18 protein-coding genes are annotated in these 15,569 nt (G+C 65.8%); 15 read left to right on the forward strand and 3 right to left on the reverse strand.

What is annotated here, in order from left to right:
- The 3 genes from JHD82_RS04205 to JHD82_RS04215 all read right to left on the reverse strand — a co-directional run bounded on the left by JHD82_RS04205 (position 1) and on the right by JHD82_RS04215 (position 3,509).
- A complete protein-coding gene (locus JHD82_RS04205; protein ID WP_199135522.1) occupies positions 1-1,206 on the reverse strand; it encodes an esterase-like activity of phytase family protein in 1,206 nt (401 codons plus the stop codon).
- Positions 1,175-2,671 carry a glycerol kinase GlpK gene (gene glpK, locus JHD82_RS04210; protein WP_012202955.1) on the reverse strand — a complete coding sequence of 499 codons (1,497 nt, stop codon included), beginning with the start codon at positions 2,669-2,671 and terminating at the stop codon, positions 1,175-1,177. The genes JHD82_RS04205 and glpK overlap by 32 nt, the downstream gene beginning before the upstream one ends.
- A gap of 73 nt (positions 2,672-2,744) precedes the next feature.
- A complete protein-coding gene (locus tag JHD82_RS04215) occupies positions 2,745-3,509 on the reverse strand; it encodes a DeoR/GlpR family DNA-binding transcription regulator (RefSeq protein ID WP_012202956.1) in 765 nt (254 codons plus the stop codon).
- A 270-nt stretch (positions 3,510-3,779) separates the two neighbouring features.
- Here JHD82_RS04215 and JHD82_RS04220 point away from each other — a divergent pair, with 270 nt between their 5' ends.
- The 15 genes from JHD82_RS04220 to rplR all read left to right on the forward strand — a co-directional run bounded on the left by JHD82_RS04220 (position 3,780) and on the right by rplR (position 15,563).
- Positions 3,780-4,859 carry an ABC transporter ATP-binding protein gene (locus tag JHD82_RS04220; protein WP_199135523.1) on the forward strand — a complete coding sequence of 360 codons (1,080 nt, stop codon included), beginning with the start codon at positions 3,780-3,782 and terminating at the stop codon, positions 4,857-4,859.
- Position 4,860: 1 nt separating this feature from the next.
- A complete protein-coding gene (locus JHD82_RS04225; protein ID WP_199135524.1) occupies positions 4,861-5,943 on the forward strand; it encodes an ABC transporter ATP-binding protein in 1,083 nt (360 codons plus the stop codon).
- Positions 5,940-6,833: a carbohydrate ABC transporter permease gene (locus tag JHD82_RS04230; protein WP_013804449.1), complete on the forward strand. Its 894-nt coding sequence runs from the start codon at positions 5,940-5,942 to the stop codon at positions 6,831-6,833. The genes JHD82_RS04225 and JHD82_RS04230 overlap by 4 nt, the downstream gene beginning before the upstream one ends.
- Positions 6,834-6,908: 75 nt before the next feature.
- Positions 6,909-7,724, forward strand: coding sequence for a carbohydrate ABC transporter permease (locus JHD82_RS04235; protein ID WP_013804448.1), 816 nt, complete (start codon positions 6,909-6,911; stop codon positions 7,722-7,724).
- A gap of 160 nt (positions 7,725-7,884) precedes the next feature.
- Positions 7,885-8,193, forward strand: a complete 309-nt coding sequence (locus JHD82_RS04240) for a DUF2160 domain-containing protein (RefSeq protein ID WP_043820414.1) — start codon at positions 7,885-7,887, stop codon at positions 8,191-8,193.
- A 100-nt stretch (positions 8,194-8,293) separates the two neighbouring features.
- Positions 8,294-10,027, forward strand: coding sequence for an ABC transporter substrate-binding protein (locus JHD82_RS04245; protein ID WP_012202962.1), 1,734 nt, complete (start codon positions 8,294-8,296; stop codon positions 10,025-10,027).
- A 343-nt stretch (positions 10,028-10,370) separates the two neighbouring features.
- Positions 10,371-11,960, forward strand: a complete 1,590-nt coding sequence (locus JHD82_RS04250) for a glycerol-3-phosphate dehydrogenase/oxidase (RefSeq protein WP_063327433.1) — start codon at positions 10,371-10,373, stop codon at positions 11,958-11,960.
- A gap of 530 nt (positions 11,961-12,490) precedes the next feature.
- Positions 12,491-12,652, forward strand: a complete 162-nt coding sequence (locus JHD82_RS04255) for a hypothetical protein (protein ID WP_013804445.1) — start codon at positions 12,491-12,493, stop codon at positions 12,650-12,652.
- Complete coding sequence (gene rplN / locus JHD82_RS04260) at positions 12,649-13,017, forward strand: 50S ribosomal protein L14 (protein ID WP_012202964.1); 369 nt, start codon at positions 12,649-12,651, stop codon at positions 13,015-13,017. Before JHD82_RS04255 ends, rplN begins: the two co-directional genes overlap by 4 nt.
- A gap of 10 nt (positions 13,018-13,027) precedes the next feature.
- Positions 13,028-13,348 (forward strand): 50S ribosomal protein L24, encoded by a 321-nt coding sequence (gene rplX, locus JHD82_RS04265; protein ID WP_012202965.1) that lies wholly within the window; start codon positions 13,028-13,030, stop codon positions 13,346-13,348.
- A gap of 10 nt (positions 13,349-13,358) precedes the next feature.
- Entirely contained in the window at positions 13,359-13,898 is a 540-nt protein-coding gene (rplE, locus tag JHD82_RS04270; protein WP_012202966.1) for a 50S ribosomal protein L5, read from the forward strand.
- An 8-nt stretch (positions 13,899-13,906) separates the two neighbouring features.
- A complete protein-coding gene (gene rpsN / locus JHD82_RS04275; protein ID WP_012202967.1) occupies positions 13,907-14,212 on the forward strand; it encodes a 30S ribosomal protein S14 in 306 nt (101 codons plus the stop codon).
- 20 nt (positions 14,213-14,232) lie between these two features.
- Positions 14,233-14,628, forward strand: coding sequence for a 30S ribosomal protein S8 (gene rpsH, locus JHD82_RS04280; protein WP_012202968.1), 396 nt, complete (start codon positions 14,233-14,235; stop codon positions 14,626-14,628).
- A gap of 24 nt (positions 14,629-14,652) precedes the next feature.
- Positions 14,653-15,186, forward strand: coding sequence for a 50S ribosomal protein L6 (gene rplF / locus JHD82_RS04285; protein WP_012202969.1), 534 nt, complete (start codon positions 14,653-14,655; stop codon positions 15,184-15,186).
- A gap of 11 nt (positions 15,187-15,197) precedes the next feature.
- Positions 15,198-15,563: a 50S ribosomal protein L18 gene (gene rplR / locus JHD82_RS04290; protein WP_012202970.1), complete on the forward strand. Its 366-nt coding sequence runs from the start codon at positions 15,198-15,200 to the stop codon at positions 15,561-15,563.
- Positions 15,564-15,569: the final 6 nt, after the last annotated feature.

The raw sequence follows: 15,569 nt of genomic DNA on the forward strand, positions 1-15,569 counted from the left end.
TCAGGGTGCGCAGGGCGGCGAGGGCCGATAGGCGGTGATCAGGATCTGGTTGGCCTGCGCCGGGTTGAAGTTGTCGTCGCTGGCGAACACCAGCACTCGGGTGCCATCGGGCAGCGGCGGGCCCCAGGACATGGCTTCCATGTTGTCCATCCGGCCGGGCTGCACGGTGGACAGATCGGCCACCAGATGCTTGACGGCCACTTGTGGCGGCGTTTGCGCGAAGCTGGCCAGGGCCAGCGTGTCAGGCGCATCCAGGCCGATGCGGTACAGCCGCGCGCCAAAGCCGTGGCCCGGGCTGTAGGAGCGCTCCAGCACCAGCAGGTGGCCGGGGCCGTCCAGCAGGATCTCGCTGATGCCGTTGACCTCGCGCTGGGGCAGGGCCCAGCTGGCGGCCGGCACGGCATCGGGCTGGTAGGCGATCTGGCGCAGCAGCCGGCCATCGTCCAGGCTGACCAGGCTGATGCGCACGGGCGCGCCTGCCGTGGCGGCGCTGGCGCGCGGGCCGTCCTGGCGCAGCGGCGCTTCCAGGGCCAGCCAGGCCTGTTGGCCGTCCGGCGTCACGGCCAGCCCCTCGAAGCCGAAGTTCGAGCGCAGGCCCGGCCTGCCGTCCTCGTCCTTGAATGCGTAGAACCACCGCGCGATCTGGCGGCCCGTGGCGTCGGTCCTCACCAGCGAGGTGCCAAAGCCCCGGCCCGGGTCGCCTTCATCGGTCCACAGCATGCCGCCGTCCGGCAGCAGGCGGATGGCTTCGGGGTCGGGCACGGGCTGGGTGGCGGGCGCGGCATGGCGCGGGCGCAGCCAGCGGCCCTCGGCATCCAGCAGCGGGTGCACTTCGGTGACCTGCGCCTGCCAGGGGTTGGGGCCGGCCCGCTGGCCCGCGTCCAGCGGCTCTATGCGCAGGCGCATCCAGCGCGCGGGGCCGCGCGCCGAGCGGTCATCGCTGATGGCCAAGAAGTCGCCGCGCCGGGCGTCGTAGTCCAGGCCCGAGATGCCGCCGGTGGTGGCGCCATGGATGGGCTCCTCGCGCGCAATCGTGGTGCTGCCCAGCCATTGCAGGCGCGCGCATGCCGTGGGCTGCGGGGCCGGCAGGGCCTGGGGCGGCGCGGCGCAGCCGGCCAGCAGCAGGCCGGAAAGCACCAGGCTGGCCGCCTTGAACAAGGCCGTGAGCCCGTTGTCAGGCCGCCAGCGCGGTCTGGGCCACCGCATGCTCCCAGCGCGCCATCAGCTCGTCGGCGCGGTGCTTGTCCAGCGTGGGCACGAAGCGGCGCTCGGCCTTCCACAGCGCCGACAGTTCCTCGGTGCTCTGGTACACGCCCGAGGACAGACCCGCCAGGTAGGCAGCGCCCAGGGCCGTGGTCTCCACGCAGGCCGGGCGCACGACGGGAATGCCCAGCAGGTCGGCCTGGAACTGCATGAGCAGGTTGTTGACGCAGGCGCCGCCGTCCACGCGCAGTTCGCTGACCGGCGCGCCGCCGCTGGCCACCGCGTCGCGGCTCATGGCCAGCAGCAGTGCGGCGCTCTGGAAGGCGATGGATTCAAGCGCGGCCCGCGCGATGTGGGCGATGGTGGTGCCGCGCGTCAGGCCCGTGATGGTGCCGCGCGCATCGGGCTTCCAGTAGGGGGCGCCCAGGCCCGTGAAGGCCGGCACCATCATCACGCCGCCCGAATCGGGCACGCTCTCGGCCAGTTGCTGCACCTGGCCGCTGTGCTCGATGGCGCGCAACCCGTCGCGCAGCCACTGGACCACGGCGCCGCCCACGAAGACGCTGCCTTCCAGCGCATAGGCCGGCGCAGCGGTGGGCTGTGCCGCAGCGGTGGTCAGCAGGCCGTTGGCGGAGGTCTGGAACACGCCGCCCGTGTGCATGAGCATGAAGCAGCCCGTGCCATAGGTGTTCTTGGCCATGCCGGCCGAAAAGCAGGCCTGGCCGAAGAGGGCGCTTTGCTGGTCGCCGGCCACGCCGCCGATGGCGATCTCGCCGCCCAGCACCTCGGCAGCCGTGCGGCCGAAATCGGCGGCGGAAGGCAGCACCTCGGGCATCAGCGCGCGCGGAATCTCCAGCAGCGCCAGCAGATCGTCGTCCCACTGGTTGGTGTGGACGTTGAACAGCATGGTGCGGCTGGCGTTGGAAACATCGGTCACATGGCGGCGCCCGCCCGTGAGCTGCCAGATCAGCCAGCTGTCCACGGTGCCGAAGGCCAGCTCGCCGCGCTCGGCGGCGGCGCGCGCGCCGTTGACGTTGTCCAGAATCCAGCGCAGCTTGGTGCCCGAGAAATAGGCGTCGATCAGCAGGCCGGTCTTGCGCTGGATGGTGTCGGCATGGCCGGCCTCGCGCAGCTGGGCGCACAGCGGCTCGGCGCGGCGGTCCTGCCAGACGATGGCGTGGTGTATGGGCTGGCCCGTGGCGCGGTTCCAGACCACGGTGGTCTCGCGCTGGTTGGTGATGCCCAGGGCGCGGATGTCGGCCGCCGCCAGCCCGGCCTTGGCCAGGGCCTCGCGCGCCGTGGCCAGCTGGGTGCGCCAGATCTCGCGCGGATCGTGCTCGACCCAGCCGGGGCGCGGATAGATCTGCGGCAGCTCCAGCTGGGCCGAGGCCACGATGCGGCCCTGGGTGTCGAAGACGATGCTGCGCGAGCTGGAGGTGCCCTGGTCCAGGGCAAGCAGATAGGTCATGGTGCGGTATCCAGGAAAAGCAGGGCCGGTGCGCGTGTCCTGTGCGGGCAGTGGCGCAGCGGCTGCGGAAAACTTATTGCGCCACCACGCACTGCACTTCTGCTTCGCGCAGGAGTGCATCGAACGGGGCGGGGGGCGCGGTATCGGTGAACAGGCGGTCGATCTGGTCCAGGCGGGCCAGCTCCACCATGGCCTGGCGGTGGAACTTGCTGTGGTCTGCGGCCAGCCAGACCTCGCGCGACTGGGCAATGATGGTCTGGGCCACCTTGACTTCGCGCATGTCGAAGTCGCGCAGGCTGCCATCGGGCTCGATGGCCGAGATGCCGATCAGGGCGATGTCCACCTTGAACTGGCGGATGAAGTCCACGGCCGCCTCGCCCACGATGCCCCGGTCGCGCGTGCGCACCACGCCGCCGGCCACGATGACTTCGCAGTCGGCGTTGGAGCTGAGGATGGCTGCCACGTTGAGGTTGTTGGTGATCACGCGCAGGCCCCGGTGCTTGAGCAGGGCCTGGGCCACGGCCTCGGTGGTGGTGCCGATGTTCAGGATCAGCGAGCAGCCGTTGGGAATGGCCTCGGCCACGGCGCGCGCAATGCGCGACTTGCCTTCGGCATGCAGCACCTGGCGCTGGGTGTGGCCCAGGTTCTCCACCGTGGCGCTGGGCACGCGCACGCCGCCGTGAAAGCGCACCATCAGGCCCGCATCGGCCAGCTTCTGTATGTCGCGGCGCACGGTCTGCAGGGTCACGCCCAGGATCTCGGCCAGCTGCTCCACCGAAGTGGACTGGCGGCTGCGCACTTCGTCGAGCAGCTGTAGTTGTCGGGGATTGGTGTTCACGGCGGCGATTCCAGATCTGGTGCGTTCTCAGGCAAACAAGGCGGGGCGACCGGTTTATAGCGCATTTGCCCCTGGCCGGCCGTGGGTTGGGGAACTTTAAAACGAAGAAAAAAGAACAGCACCTAGGGTATGTGTTGATGGGCTGCGATCTGGAAAGAACAAAAATGATCACGTTCTTGCTTTCGGATGGCGCGCAATCGCCGCCTTGAGCGAGATGTTTCTCCTTGTTCAATCGCTGCCCCCGAGGCGGCCTCGTCAGTGAGGGCGGTCGTGGAACTGGTGTTGGAGAGAATCAGCAAACGCGTGGGCGGCCAGACCTGGCTGCACCCCATGCACCTTGAACTGGAAAGCGGCGCGGTGACCGTGCTGCTGGGTGCCACGCAGGCCGGCAAGACCAGCCTGATGCGCATCATGGCCGGCCTGGACGTGCCCACCGAAGGCCGTGTGCGCGCCGATGGCGTCGATGTGACCGGCATGCCCGTGCGCGAGCGCAACGTGGCCATGGTCTACCAGCAATTCATCAACTATCCCTCGCTCACGGTGGCGGACAACATCGCCTCGCCGCTCAAGCTGCGCGGCGACCGCGACGTGGCGCAGCGCGTGCGCGCCCTGGCCGAGCGGCTGCACATCGAGATGTTCCTGGACCGCTACCCGGCCGAGCTGTCGGGCGGCCAGCAGCAGCGCGTGGCGCTGGCGCGCGCCCTGGCCAAGGGCGCTCCGCTGATGCTGCTGGACGAGCCCCTGGTCAACCTCGACTACAAGCTGCGCGAGGAACTGCGCGAGGAACTGACCCAGCTGTTCGCCACGGGCGACTCCACCGTGGTCTATGCCACCACCGAGCCCGGCGAGGCCCTGCTGCTGGGTGGCTACACGGCTGTGCTGCATGAGGGCGAACTGCTGCAGTACGGCCCCACGGCCGAGGTCTTCCATCAGCCGAATTCGCTGCGCGTGGCGCGCGCCTTCAGTGATCCGCCCATGAACCTGATCGTGGCCAGTGCCGTGGAGGGCGGGCTGCAACTGCCGGGCGGCGCGCGGCTGCCCGTGGCGCTGCCTGCGGACCTGGCCGCGTCCGGCCCACTGACCCTGGGCCTGCGCGCCAGCGCCCTGCGCCTGCAGTCCCGGCCCGGCGATCTGGCGCTGCAGGGCGTGGTGGAACTGGCCGAGATTTCGGGCTCAGACACCTTCGTGCATGCCACCACGCCCTGGGGCGAGCTGGTGGCCCAGGTCACGGGCGTGCACCACCTGGACCTGGGCAGCGCGGTCACGCTGCACCTGGATCCGGCCCATGCCTACGTGTTCGGCACGGACGGCGCGCTGCTGCTGGCGCCGGCGCGGCCCGGAGGACGATGAGATGGCCCGCATAGAACTCGATCTGGCCCACTCCTACAAGCCGAACCCGCAGCAGGACAGCGACTATGCGCTGCTGCCGCTGAGCATGGTCTTCGAGGACGGCGGCGCCTATGCGCTGCTCGGCCCCTCGGGCTGCGGCAAGACCACCATGCTCAACATCATGTCGGGCCTGCTGGTCCCCTCGCAGGGCAAGGTGCTGTTCGACGGCCGCGACATGACGCGCGCCACGCCCCAGGAACGCAACATCGCCCAGGTGTTCCAGTTCCCGGTGATCTACGACACCATGACCGTGGCGGAGAACCTGGCCTTTCCGCTGAAGAACCGCCGCATGCCCGAGGAGCGCATCCGCGCGCGGGTCGGCCAGATCGCCGAGATGCTGGAGATGAGCGGCCAGCTCGACCAGCGCGCGGCCGGCCTGTCGGCCGATGCCAAGCAGAAGATCTCGCTGGGCCGGGGCCTGGTGCGGCCCGATGTGTCGGCCGTGCTGTTCGACGAGCCGCTCACGGTGATCGACCCCCAGCTCAAGTGGCAGCTGCGCCGCAAGCTCAAGCAGATCCACCATGAACTGCGGCTCACGCTGATCTATGTGACGCACGACCAGGTGGAGGCCCTGACCTTTGCCGAGCACGTTGTGGTCATGACGCGTGGGCGCGCCGTGCAGGTGGGCACGCCCGCCCAGCTTTTCGAGCGGCCCAGCCACGCCTTCGTCGGCCACTTCATCGGCTCGCCGGGCATGAACTTCGTGCCGCTGCAGCAGGACGGCGGCCGGCTGCTGGCCGAGGGCCAGTACCTGCCCCTGCCCGCCGCACTGGCCAGCGTGGCGCCCGGCCTGCCGCTGAGCCTGGGCATACGCCCCGAGTACCTGGCACTGGCCTCGGCCGACGCGCCCGGCGCCGTGGCCTGCACGGTGGAGCGCGTGCAGGACGTGGGCACGCACCAGTTGCTGGTGGCGCGCCTGGGCGAGCGGCTGCTCAAGCTGCGCTGCGGCGCCGATGCTTTCCTGCCCGCCGTGGGTGAAACGGTATGGGTACAGCTGCAGGGCCCCCACACCTGCTACTACGTCAACGAGGAGCTGCAGGCATGAGCCAGACCGTCAAGCCCGTCAACCAGAAGGCCTGGCTGCTGATCCTGCCGGTCATCATCTGCGTGGCCTTCTCGGCCATCATCCCGCTGATGACGGTGGTGAATTACTCGGTGCAGGACATCATCAGTCCCGACCGGCGCGTGTTCGTGGGCACGGAATGGTTTGCCCAGGTCATGCGCGACGAGGAACTGCACTCGGCCCTGCTGCGCCAGATCGGCTTTTCGCTAGCCGTGCTGCTGGTGGAGATCCCGCTGGGCATCGCGCTGGCCCTGTCCATGCCGGCCCAGGGCTGGAAGGCCTCGGCCGTGCTGGTCGTGGTCTCGCTGTCGCTGCTGATTCCGTGGAACGTGGTCGGCACCATCTGGCAGATCTACGGCCGCGCCGACATCGGACTGCTGGGCGCGGCGCTCAACGCGCTGGGCGTGGACTACAACTACACGGGCAATGCCACCCATGCCTGGCTCACCGTGCTGGTCATGGATGTCTGGCACTGGACGCCGCTGGTGGCCCTGCTGTGCTACGCGGGCCTGCGCTCCATTCCCGACGCCTACTACCAGGCCGCGCGCATCGACGGCGCCAGCAAGTTCGCGGTGTTCCGCTACATCCAGCTGCCCAAGATGCGCGGCGTGCTGATGATCGCCGTGCTGCTGCGCTTCATGGACAGCTTCATGATCTACACCGAGCCCTTCGTGCTCACGGGCGGCGGGCCCGGCAATGCGACCACCTTCCTGTCGCAGTACCTCACGCAAAAGGCCGTGGGCCAGTTCGACCTGGGGCCGGCGGCTGCCTTCTCGCTGATCTATTTCCTCATCATCTTGCTGCTGTGCTTCATCCTCTACAACTGGATGCAGCGCGTGGGCACGGCAGACAAGGAAGGGGCAAAAGAATGACCCCCACGCTCCCTTCGTTCACTGCCCCCCGAGGGGGCTCGGCCTCCCTTGGGGCGGCCCTGCGGGAGGCCGGACATGACTGAAGACCGCCGTTTCCACAAGCGCACGCTGTTCCTCGTCGCCTACCTGCTGTTCGCCGTGCTGCCCATCTACTGGATGGTCAACATGAGCTTCAAGACCAACGAGGAGATCCTGTCGAGCTTCTCGCTGTGGCCCCAGCATTTCACCTGGGCCAACTACCAAACCATCTTCACCGACGCCTCCTGGTACTCGGGCTACATCAACAGCCTGATCTACGTGGCCATCAACACCGTGATCTCGCTGACGGTGGCGCTGCCGGCGGCCTATGCGTTCTCGCGCTACCAGTTCCTGGGCGACAAGCATGTGTTCTTCTGGCTGCTGACCAACCGCATGACGCCGCCGGCCGTCTTCCTGCTGCCCTTCTTCCAGCTCTACACCACGGTGGGCCTGATGGACACGCACATCGCCGTGGCCCTGGCCCACCTGCTGTTCAACGTGCCGCTGGCCGTCTGGATCCTGGAGGGCTTCATGAGCGGCATCCCGCGCGAGATCGACGAGACGGCCTATATCGACGGCTACTCCTTCCCGCGCTTTTTCCTCACCATCTTCCTGCCGCTGATCAAGGCCGGCGTGGGCGTGGCGGCCTTCTTCTGCTTCATGTTCAGCTGGGTGGAGCTGCTGCTGGCGCGCACGCTGACCAGCGTGAACGCCAAGCCCATCGTGGCGACCATGACGCGCACCGTCTCGGCCTCGGGCATGGACTGGGCGACGCTGGCGGCGGCCGGCGTGCTGACCATCGTGCCGGGCGCCATCGTGATCTGGTTCGTGCGGCATTACATCGCCAAGGGGTTCGCCATGGGGAGGGTTTGAGGCACCCCCTGAGTCGCTTGCGCGCCTTCCCCCTCTCTACCCGCTTCGCGGGGGAGGGGGACGACAGCCTCGCGGCGGGGCGGCCCTTGCTCGCTGTCCCTCGCTTGGGGTCGCGCCAGTTTCGACGGGCAGTGGTTTTTGTTTCTGAAAGGACTCGTCAATGTTTTCCTGGATGGCCTGGACGCTGCCGGTGGCGGTGTTCTTCAGTTGCATCGTGCTGATGCTGGTGGGCATGACGCTGTGGGAGTTGCGCAGCCCGACCGTGATGCGCAAGGGCTGGCTGCCGATGGCGACGACGCGCGGGGACCGGCTGTTCATCGGGCTGCTGCTGGCGGCCTATGTGAATCTGGCCTGGGTGGGCCTGGGCGAGAGGATGGTGCAGTGGTTCTCGCTGGAGGCCGAGCCTTCGGTGTGGATCAGCCTGGTGCTGTCCATGCTCGTGCTGGCCGTCGTGATGCGCAAAGGCTGATCACTTCATTCCATTTATCGACAGCCGGGTCCGAAGCTCCCCCGGGGCCCGCTGGTGCATGTGCATGTCGGGGAGACAGCAAGAATCTAGGAGACGGCAGATGAAACAACGACTTCATACCATCGCCCTCGCGGCGGCCCTGCTGGCGGCGGGGCAGGCGTCCTGGGCCGGAGAGGCGGAAGCCAAGAAGTGGATCGACGCGGAGTTCCAGCCCAGCACGCTGTCCAAGGACCAGCAGATGGCCGAGATGAAGTGGTTCATCGAGGCGGCCAAGAAGCTGCAGGCCAAGGGCGTCAAGGAGATCGCCGTGGTCTCCGAGACCATCACCACGCACGAGTACGAGAGCAAGACGCTGGCCAAGGCCTTCACCGAGATCACGGGCATCACCGTCAAGCACGACCTGATCCAGGAAGGCGACGTGGTCGAGAAGCTGCAGACCTCGATGCAGTCGGGCAAGTCCATCTATGACGGCTGGATCTCCGACTCCGACCTGATCGGCACGCACTACCGCTACGGCCGCATCATGAGCCTGACCGACTACATGGCCGGCGCCGGCAAGGACTTCACCAATCCGGGCCTGGACATCAAGGACTTCATCGGCACCAGCTTCACCACCGCGCCCGACGGCAAACTCTACCAGCTGCCCGACCAGCAGTTCGCCAACCTCTACTGGTTCCGCGCCGACCTCTTCGAGCGCAAGGACCTCAAGGACAAGTTCAAGGCCAAGTACGGCTACGAGCTGGGCGTGCCGCTGAACTGGAGTGCCTACGAGGACATCGCCGAGTTCTTCACCAACGACGTCAAGCAGATCGACGGCAAGCCCATCTACGGCCACATGGACTACGGCAAGAAGGACCCGTCGCTGGGCTGGCGCTTCACCGATGCCTGGCTGTCCATGGCCGGCGCGGCCGACAAGGGCATTCCCAACGGCATGCCCGTCGATGAATGGGGCATCCGCGTGGCCGACGACAAGTGCACGCCCGTGGGCGCATCGGTCTCGCGCGGGGGCGCCACCAACTCGCCGGCCGCCGTGTTCGCGCTCACCAAGTACGTGGACTGGATGAAGAAATACGCGCCCAAGGAAGCCATGGGCATGACCTTCGGCGAGTCCGGCCCCGTGCCGGCCCAGGGCCATATCGCGCAGCAGATCTTCTGGTACACCGCCTTCACGGCCGACATGACCAAGCCCGGCCTGCCCGTGGTCAATGCCGACGGCACGCCCAAATGGCGCATGGCGCCCGGCCCCAACGGCCCGTACTGGAAGGACGGCATGCAAAACGGCTACCAGGACGTGGGCAGCTGGACCTTCTTCAAGGACCATGACGCCAACCGCACGGCCGCTGCCTGGCTCTACGCGCAGTTCGTCACCGCCAAGACCACCAGCCTCAAGAAGACCATCGTCGGCCTGACGCCCATCCGCGAAAGCGACATCCGCTCCAAGGCCATGACCGACATGGCGCCCAAGCTCGGCGGCCTTGTCGAGTTCTACCGCAGCCCCGCCCGCGTGGCCTGGACGCCCACCGGCAACAACGTGCCCGACTACCCCAAGCTGGCCCAGCTGTGGTGGAAGAACGTGGCCCAGGCCGTCACCGGCGAGAAGACGCCCCAGGGCGCCATGGACAACCTGGCCGAGGAAATGGACCAGGTCATGTCCCGCCTGCAGCGTGCCGGCATGGCGCACTGCGCGCCCAAGCTCAACCCCAAGGGTGACCCGGCCAAGTGGCTCAGCGACAAGCAGGCGCCGTGGAAGAAGCTGGCCAATGAAAAGCCCAAGGGCGAGACGATTGCGTATGACACGCTGCTCAATGCCTGGAAAAACGGAAAAGTTCGGTAAAAGCACCCCCTGAGGCGCTGACGCGCCTTCCCCCTCTCTCGCTTCGCGGGAGGGGGACGACGCCCTCGCCGCGAGGCGGCTCTTGCTCGGCGTCCCTGAGTTGGGCCGCGCCGGTTTTGGGCGCAATACCCTGCGCTGGCATCACAGTCCATCGTTGGGCGTCCTGGGTCGTCAAAAACACAAAACGAAAGATAGCGAAGAAAAAAATACAAAAACGAGCGAAAATAGCGGAAAACCCGATTCCGTCCCCTTCGCATTGGGCGCAGGCGTGGCGTCCCGGGTGCTGACATGGCGGCTACATGGCGCCCTGTTAACTTGCCCCACATTCCTTCGTCGAAGATCCATGTCCCTCGCTGCTTCCCCTCTGCCCACCGGCCGCGCCGCCCTGCTGGAACGCCTGGCCCAGCCTGAAACCTACGATCTGGCCATCATCGGCGGCGGTGCCACCGGCCTGGGCGTGGCCCTGGACGCGGCGGCGCGCGGGTTCAAGGTCGTGCTGGTGGAGTCGCATGACTTCGCCAAGGGCACGTCCTCGCGTGCAACCAAGCTGGTCCATGGTGGCGTGCGTTACCTGGCCCAGGGCAACATCGCCCTGGTGCGCGAAGCGCTGCACGAGCGCACCACGCTGCTGCACAACGCGCCCCACCTGGCGCAGCCGCTGGCCTTTGTCATGCCGTCCTACAAGCTGCTGGACACGCCGTTCTATGGCATCGGCCTCAAGATGTATGACGCGCTGGCCGGCAAGGCAGGCCTGGGCGCCACCGAATTCCTCTCGCGCTCCAGCACCGTCAAGTGTTTGCCCACCGTGCGCCAGCAAGGCCTCAAGGGCGGCGTCAAATACTGGGACGGCCAGTTCGACGATGCCCGCCTGGCGCTGGCGCTGGCCCGCACGGCCGCTGCCAAGGGCGCGCTGCTGGTCAACTACTGCCCCGCGCTTGAACTGCTGCACGAAGGCGGCAAGGTCGCCGGCCTGGTCTGCGAAGACACGGAATCGGGCCGGCGCTTCACGCTGCGCGCCAAGTGCGTGGTCAACGCCACCGGCCCCTGGGTGGACCTGTTCCGCCAGCAGGACGCCGAGGCCCAGGGCCGTCCCGTCAAGCCCATGGTCGCGCCCAGCCAGGGCGTGCACGTGGTGGTGGACCGCGACTTCCTGCCCAGCGACCACGCCCTGCTCGTGCCCAAGACGGCCGATGGCCGCGTGCTCTTTGCCGTGCCCTGGCTGGGCAAGGTCATCCTGGGCACCACCGACACCCCGCGCAACGACCTGGCACGCGAGCCCCTGCCGTTCCCCGAGGAGCTGGACTTCATCCTCACCGAGGCCGGACGCTACCTCACGCGCCAGCCCACGCTGGCCGACGTGCGCAGCATGTGGGTCGGCCTGCGCCCGCTGGTCAAGCCCCAGGACGACGACGGCGAAAACACCAAGAAGATCAGTCGCGAGCACACGGTCATGTCCAGCCGCACCGGCCTGGTCACCGTCACGGGCGGCAAATGGACCACCTACCGCGCCATGGCCGAAGACGTGCTCTCCGAGTGCTTTGCCATCGGCCGCCTGCCACACCGCCCGGGTGGCGTCACGGCCCGCCTGCCGCTGGCCGGCGCCCCGGCCGAATCCGCCGTGCACCACCGCATGAACCAGGTCCAGGGCCTGCACTCCTATGGCACGGAAGCCCCGGCGGTGGAGGCGTTGCCGGGCAACGACGAATGGCTGGCAGATGGCCTGAACGAAGCCATGGTGCGCTTTGCCGCGCGCTTCGAATACGCGCGCACCGTGGAAGACGTGCTGGCGCGCCGCAGCCGCCTGCTGTTCCTCGATGCGCGCAAGGCCGCCGAGGTGGCGCCGCGCGTGGCAGCCATCCTTCAGGAGGAGCTGGGGCAGGACGCCGGCCTGGCGGACTTCATGCCGCTGGCGGCCCAGTACCTGCCGGCCTGATTGCGGCTGAAGTCCCTCTCAAGCAAAACGCCCTGCACTGCAGGGCGTTTTGCTTTTGGAGGCAGATACAAGCCAGGGAAAGATTGTCAAAATTTATGGATATATATCTATGATTGTTTTTATGAATCAAAATGCTGCTCATGGCATCTCGTAGCGGTGCCAGCGAACAGCAGCCAGCACAAGGCTGACGAGGGAGGGGGAAATGATGAAGAAAGCGCTTGAAAGTCCGTTTTCCGCAGGGCAAGGGCCGTGCCCGAGCCCAACGCGGTGGCCCCAAGCCGCTGCGATGTCTGCGCCGCCGTTGCACGCGCGGTCAGCCCGCAGCAGACGATTGCGTTGAGTCTGCCACCCTTTGCCGAGCCCGCCAGGCTCGGCTTTTTTATGGGCGTTTCCGATGGTGTGCGGCCATCGGCAGGCCCAGCTTGCTCCTGGGTTGATAGCGCTCTTGTGGGGGTTGCGCAACGCTGCCGGCCAGGGGTGGAAAAGGCAGCTAAGGGTTTGACGCGCAAAGGAATTTCTGGGACAATCCCATGCTTCACGTGAAAATCGTGAAGTTATCTGCCCAGTGGAAGCGCCGAGAAATGGTTTTCGGCGTGGACGACGGGCCCAAGACTGACTGGCTGCTCGCGGCCCTTGAGAAGACTCTGGGGCTGTCGAGTGTTTGCTGGAGCAAGTTGGGAATATTGAAATGATCCAAACAGAATCTCGGTTAGAGGTTGCCGACAACACCGGCGCGAAGTCTGTTCAGTGCATCAAAGTGCTGGGCGGTTCTCATCGTCGCTATGCGAGTGTTGGTGACATCATCAAGGTGACCATCAAGGAAGCTGCACCGCGTGGACGCGTCAAAAAAGGCGAGGTCTACAGCGCGGTCGTGGTGCGTACGGCGAAGGGTATTCGCCGTGCTGATGGCTCGCTCGTCAAGTTCGACGGCAACGCCGCCGTTCTGCTGAACGCCAAGCTGGAGCCTATCGGCACCCGCATCTTTGGCCCCGTGACTCGTGAACTGCGCAACGAAAAGTTCATGAAGATCGTGTCCCTGGCACCTGAAGTTCTCTAAAGGAAGCACCATGAACAAGATTCGCAAGGGCGACCAAATCATCGTGCTGACCGGCCGTGACAAGGGCAAGCAAGGCGTGGTCTCGGCACGCAAGGACGACTCCCACCTGTTGATCGATGGCATCAACATGGTGAAGAAGCACGTCAAGCCGAACCCCATGAAGGGCACCACCGGCGGTATCGTGGAAAAGGCCATGCCTATCCACCAATCCAACGTGGCCATCTTCAATGCAGCGACCGGCAAGGCTGATCGCGTGGGCATCAAGGTGCAGGCCGACGGCACACGCGTTCGCGTGTTCAAGTCCAGCGGCGCCGAAATCAAGGCGGCCTAAGGGGTAACACATGGCACGACTGCAAAAACTGTATCGCGAAAAGATCGCGGCTGAACTCAAGGAAAAGTTCGGCTACACCTCCTCCATGGAAGTGCCCCGTCTGACCAAGATCACCCTGAACATGGGTGTGAGCGAAGCCGTGGCCGACAAGAAGGTGATGGACAACGCCGTGGCTGACCTGACCAAGATTGCTGGTCAGAAGCCCGTGGTGACCAAGGCCAAGAAGGCTATCGCCGGCTTCAAGATCCGTGAAGGCCAGGCCATTGGCTGCATGGTGACCCTGCGTGGCGTTCAGATGTATGAATTCCTGGACCGTTTCGTCACCGTGGCTCTGCCCCGCGTGCGTGACTTCCGTGGTATCTCCGGCCGTTCTTTCGACGGTCGCGGCAACTACAACGTCGGCGTCAAGGAACAGATCATCTTCCCCGAAATCGAGTACGACAAGGTGGACGCTCTGCGTGGTCTGAACATCAGCATCACGACGACAGCTCGGACCGACGATGAGTGCAAGGCACTGCTCGCCGCTTTCCGTTTCCCCTTCAAGAACTGAGGTGGCGCATGGCTAAAGTTGCATTGATCCAGCGCGAACTCAAGCGCGAAAAGCTGGCAGCCAAGTACGCTGCCAAATACGCAGAACTGAAGGCAATCGCCGCTGACGCAAAGCGCAGCGACGAAGAGCGCGACGCCGCTCGCCTGGGCCTGCAGAAGCTGCCCCGTAACGCGAACCCCACTCGCCAGCGCAACCGCTGCGAGATCACGGGTCGTCCCCGTGGCACCTTCCGTCAATTCGGTCTGGGCCGCGCCAAGATCCGTGAACTGGCCTTCGCTGGCGACATCCCCGGTGTCACCAAGGCCAGCTGGTAAGCAAGCAGGAGAGATTAAACATGAGCATGAGTGATCCCATCGCTGACTTGCTGACCCGCATCCGCAATGCACAAATGGTCTCCAAGACCACCGTGACGGCTCCTTCCTCCAAGGTCAAGGTTGCCATCGCCCAGGTGCTGAAGGATGAAGGCTACATCGACGGCTTCCAAGTGAAGACCGACGCTGGCAAGTCCGAACTCGAAATTACCCTGAAGTACTACGCCGGCCGTCCGGTGATCGAGCGCATCGAGCGCGTGAGCCGTCCCGGCCTGCGCGTGTACAAGGGCCGTGACGCAATCCCCCAGGTCATGAACGGCATGGGCGTTGCCATCGTCACCACTCCCAAGGGCGTGATGACGGATCGCAAGGCACGCGCCACTGGCGTGGGCGGCGAAGTGCTGTGCTACGTGGCCTAACGGACATTAAGGAGAAATACTGAAATGTCTCGCGTAGCAAAGACTCCCGTGGCCATCCCCGCAGGCGTGGATGTGTCCATCAAAGACGACCAGATCAATGTGAAGGGCACCGGCGGCGCGCTGTCGCAAGCCCAGAACGCTCTGGTGAAGATCTCCAACAACGAAGGCAAGCTGTCTTTCGAGCCCGTCAATGACTCGCGCGAAGCCAACGCCATGAGCGGCACCATGCGTCAGCTGGTGAACAACATGGTGGTGGGCGTGAGCAAGGGCTTCGAGAAGAAGCTGTCGCTGGTTGGCGTGGGTTTCAAGGCTTCGGCCTCGGGCTCCAAGCTGAACCTGGCGATCGGCTTTTCGCACCCGGTGAACTTCGAAATGCCGGCCGGCATCACTGTCACCACCCCCACACCGACCGAAATCTTGGTCAAGGGTGCTGACCGCCAGGCCGTTGGCCAAATGGCTGCTGAGATCCGTGCCGTTCGTCCTCCCGAGCCCTACAAGGGCAAGGGCATCCGTTACTCGGATGAGAAGGTCGTGATCAAAGAGACCAAGAAGAAGTAAGGAGCTGCATTATGTTGACCAAGAAAGAGCAGCGTCTCCGTCGTGCCCGCCAGACCCGCATCCGCATTGCACAGCAAGGCGTGGCACGTCTGAGCGTGAACCGTACGAACCTCCACATCTACGCAAGCGTGGTGTCGGAAGACGGCACCAAGGTGCTGGCTTCGGCCTCCACCGCCGAAGCCGAAGTGCGCACCCAACTGGGCGCCATCGGCAAGGGTGGCAACGTGGCTGCCGCTACGCTGATTGGCAAGCGCATTGCCGAGAAGGCGAAGGCTGCCGGCGTGGAGAAAGTGGCTTTCGATCGCGCTGGTTTCGCATACCACGGCCGCGTGAAGGCTTTGGCAGAAGCCGCTCGTGAAGCCGGCCTGCAGTTCTAAGCGGAG

It is taken from the genome of Delftia sp. ASV31 (assembly GCF_016428765.1).
GTDB lineage: Bacteria > Pseudomonadota > Gammaproteobacteria > Burkholderiales > Burkholderiaceae_C > Comamonas > Comamonas acidovorans.

What these genes read in the sequence shown, in the direction of transcription:
- JHD82_RS04230 (WP_013804449.1), top strand. Translation starts at nt 5,940, where the DNA reads ATGAGCCAGACCGTCAAGCCCGTCAACCAGAAGGCCTGGCTGCTGATC.
- JHD82_RS04205 (WP_199135522.1), bottom strand. Translation starts at nt 1,206, where the DNA reads ATGCGGTGGCCCAGACCGCGCTGGCGGCCTGACAACGGGCTCACGGCC.
- rplN (WP_012202964.1), top strand. Translation starts at nt 12,649, where the DNA reads ATGATCCAAACAGAATCTCGGTTAGAGGTTGCCGACAACACCGGCGCG.
- JHD82_RS04255 (WP_013804445.1), top strand. Translation starts at nt 12,491, where the DNA reads ATGCTTCACGTGAAAATCGTGAAGTTATCTGCCCAGTGGAAGCGCCGA.
- rpsH (WP_012202968.1), top strand. Translation starts at nt 14,233, where the DNA reads ATGAGCATGAGTGATCCCATCGCTGACTTGCTGACCCGCATCCGCAAT.
- JHD82_RS04225 (WP_199135524.1), top strand. Translation starts at nt 4,861, where the DNA reads ATGGCCCGCATAGAACTCGATCTGGCCCACTCCTACAAGCCGAACCCG.
- rplE (WP_012202966.1), top strand. Translation starts at nt 13,359, where the DNA reads ATGGCACGACTGCAAAAACTGTATCGCGAAAAGATCGCGGCTGAACTC.
- rplX (WP_012202965.1), top strand. Translation starts at nt 13,028, where the DNA reads ATGAACAAGATTCGCAAGGGCGACCAAATCATCGTGCTGACCGGCCGT.
- rplR (WP_012202970.1), top strand. Translation starts at nt 15,198, where the DNA reads ATGTTGACCAAGAAAGAGCAGCGTCTCCGTCGTGCCCGCCAGACCCGC.
- JHD82_RS04250 (WP_063327433.1), top strand. Translation starts at nt 10,371, where the DNA reads ATGTCCCTCGCTGCTTCCCCTCTGCCCACCGGCCGCGCCGCCCTGCTG.
- rpsN (WP_012202967.1), top strand. Translation starts at nt 13,907, where the DNA reads ATGGCTAAAGTTGCATTGATCCAGCGCGAACTCAAGCGCGAAAAGCTG.
- JHD82_RS04245 (WP_012202962.1), top strand. Translation starts at nt 8,294, where the DNA reads ATGAAACAACGACTTCATACCATCGCCCTCGCGGCGGCCCTGCTGGCG.
- rplF (WP_012202969.1), top strand. Translation starts at nt 14,653, where the DNA reads ATGTCTCGCGTAGCAAAGACTCCCGTGGCCATCCCCGCAGGCGTGGAT.
- JHD82_RS04235 (WP_013804448.1), top strand. Translation starts at nt 6,909, where the DNA reads ATGACTGAAGACCGCCGTTTCCACAAGCGCACGCTGTTCCTCGTCGCC.
- glpK (WP_012202955.1), bottom strand. Translation starts at nt 2,671, where the DNA reads ATGACCTATCTGCTTGCCCTGGACCAGGGCACCTCCAGCTCGCGCAGC.
- JHD82_RS04240 (WP_043820414.1), top strand. Translation starts at nt 7,885, where the DNA reads ATGTTTTCCTGGATGGCCTGGACGCTGCCGGTGGCGGTGTTCTTCAGT.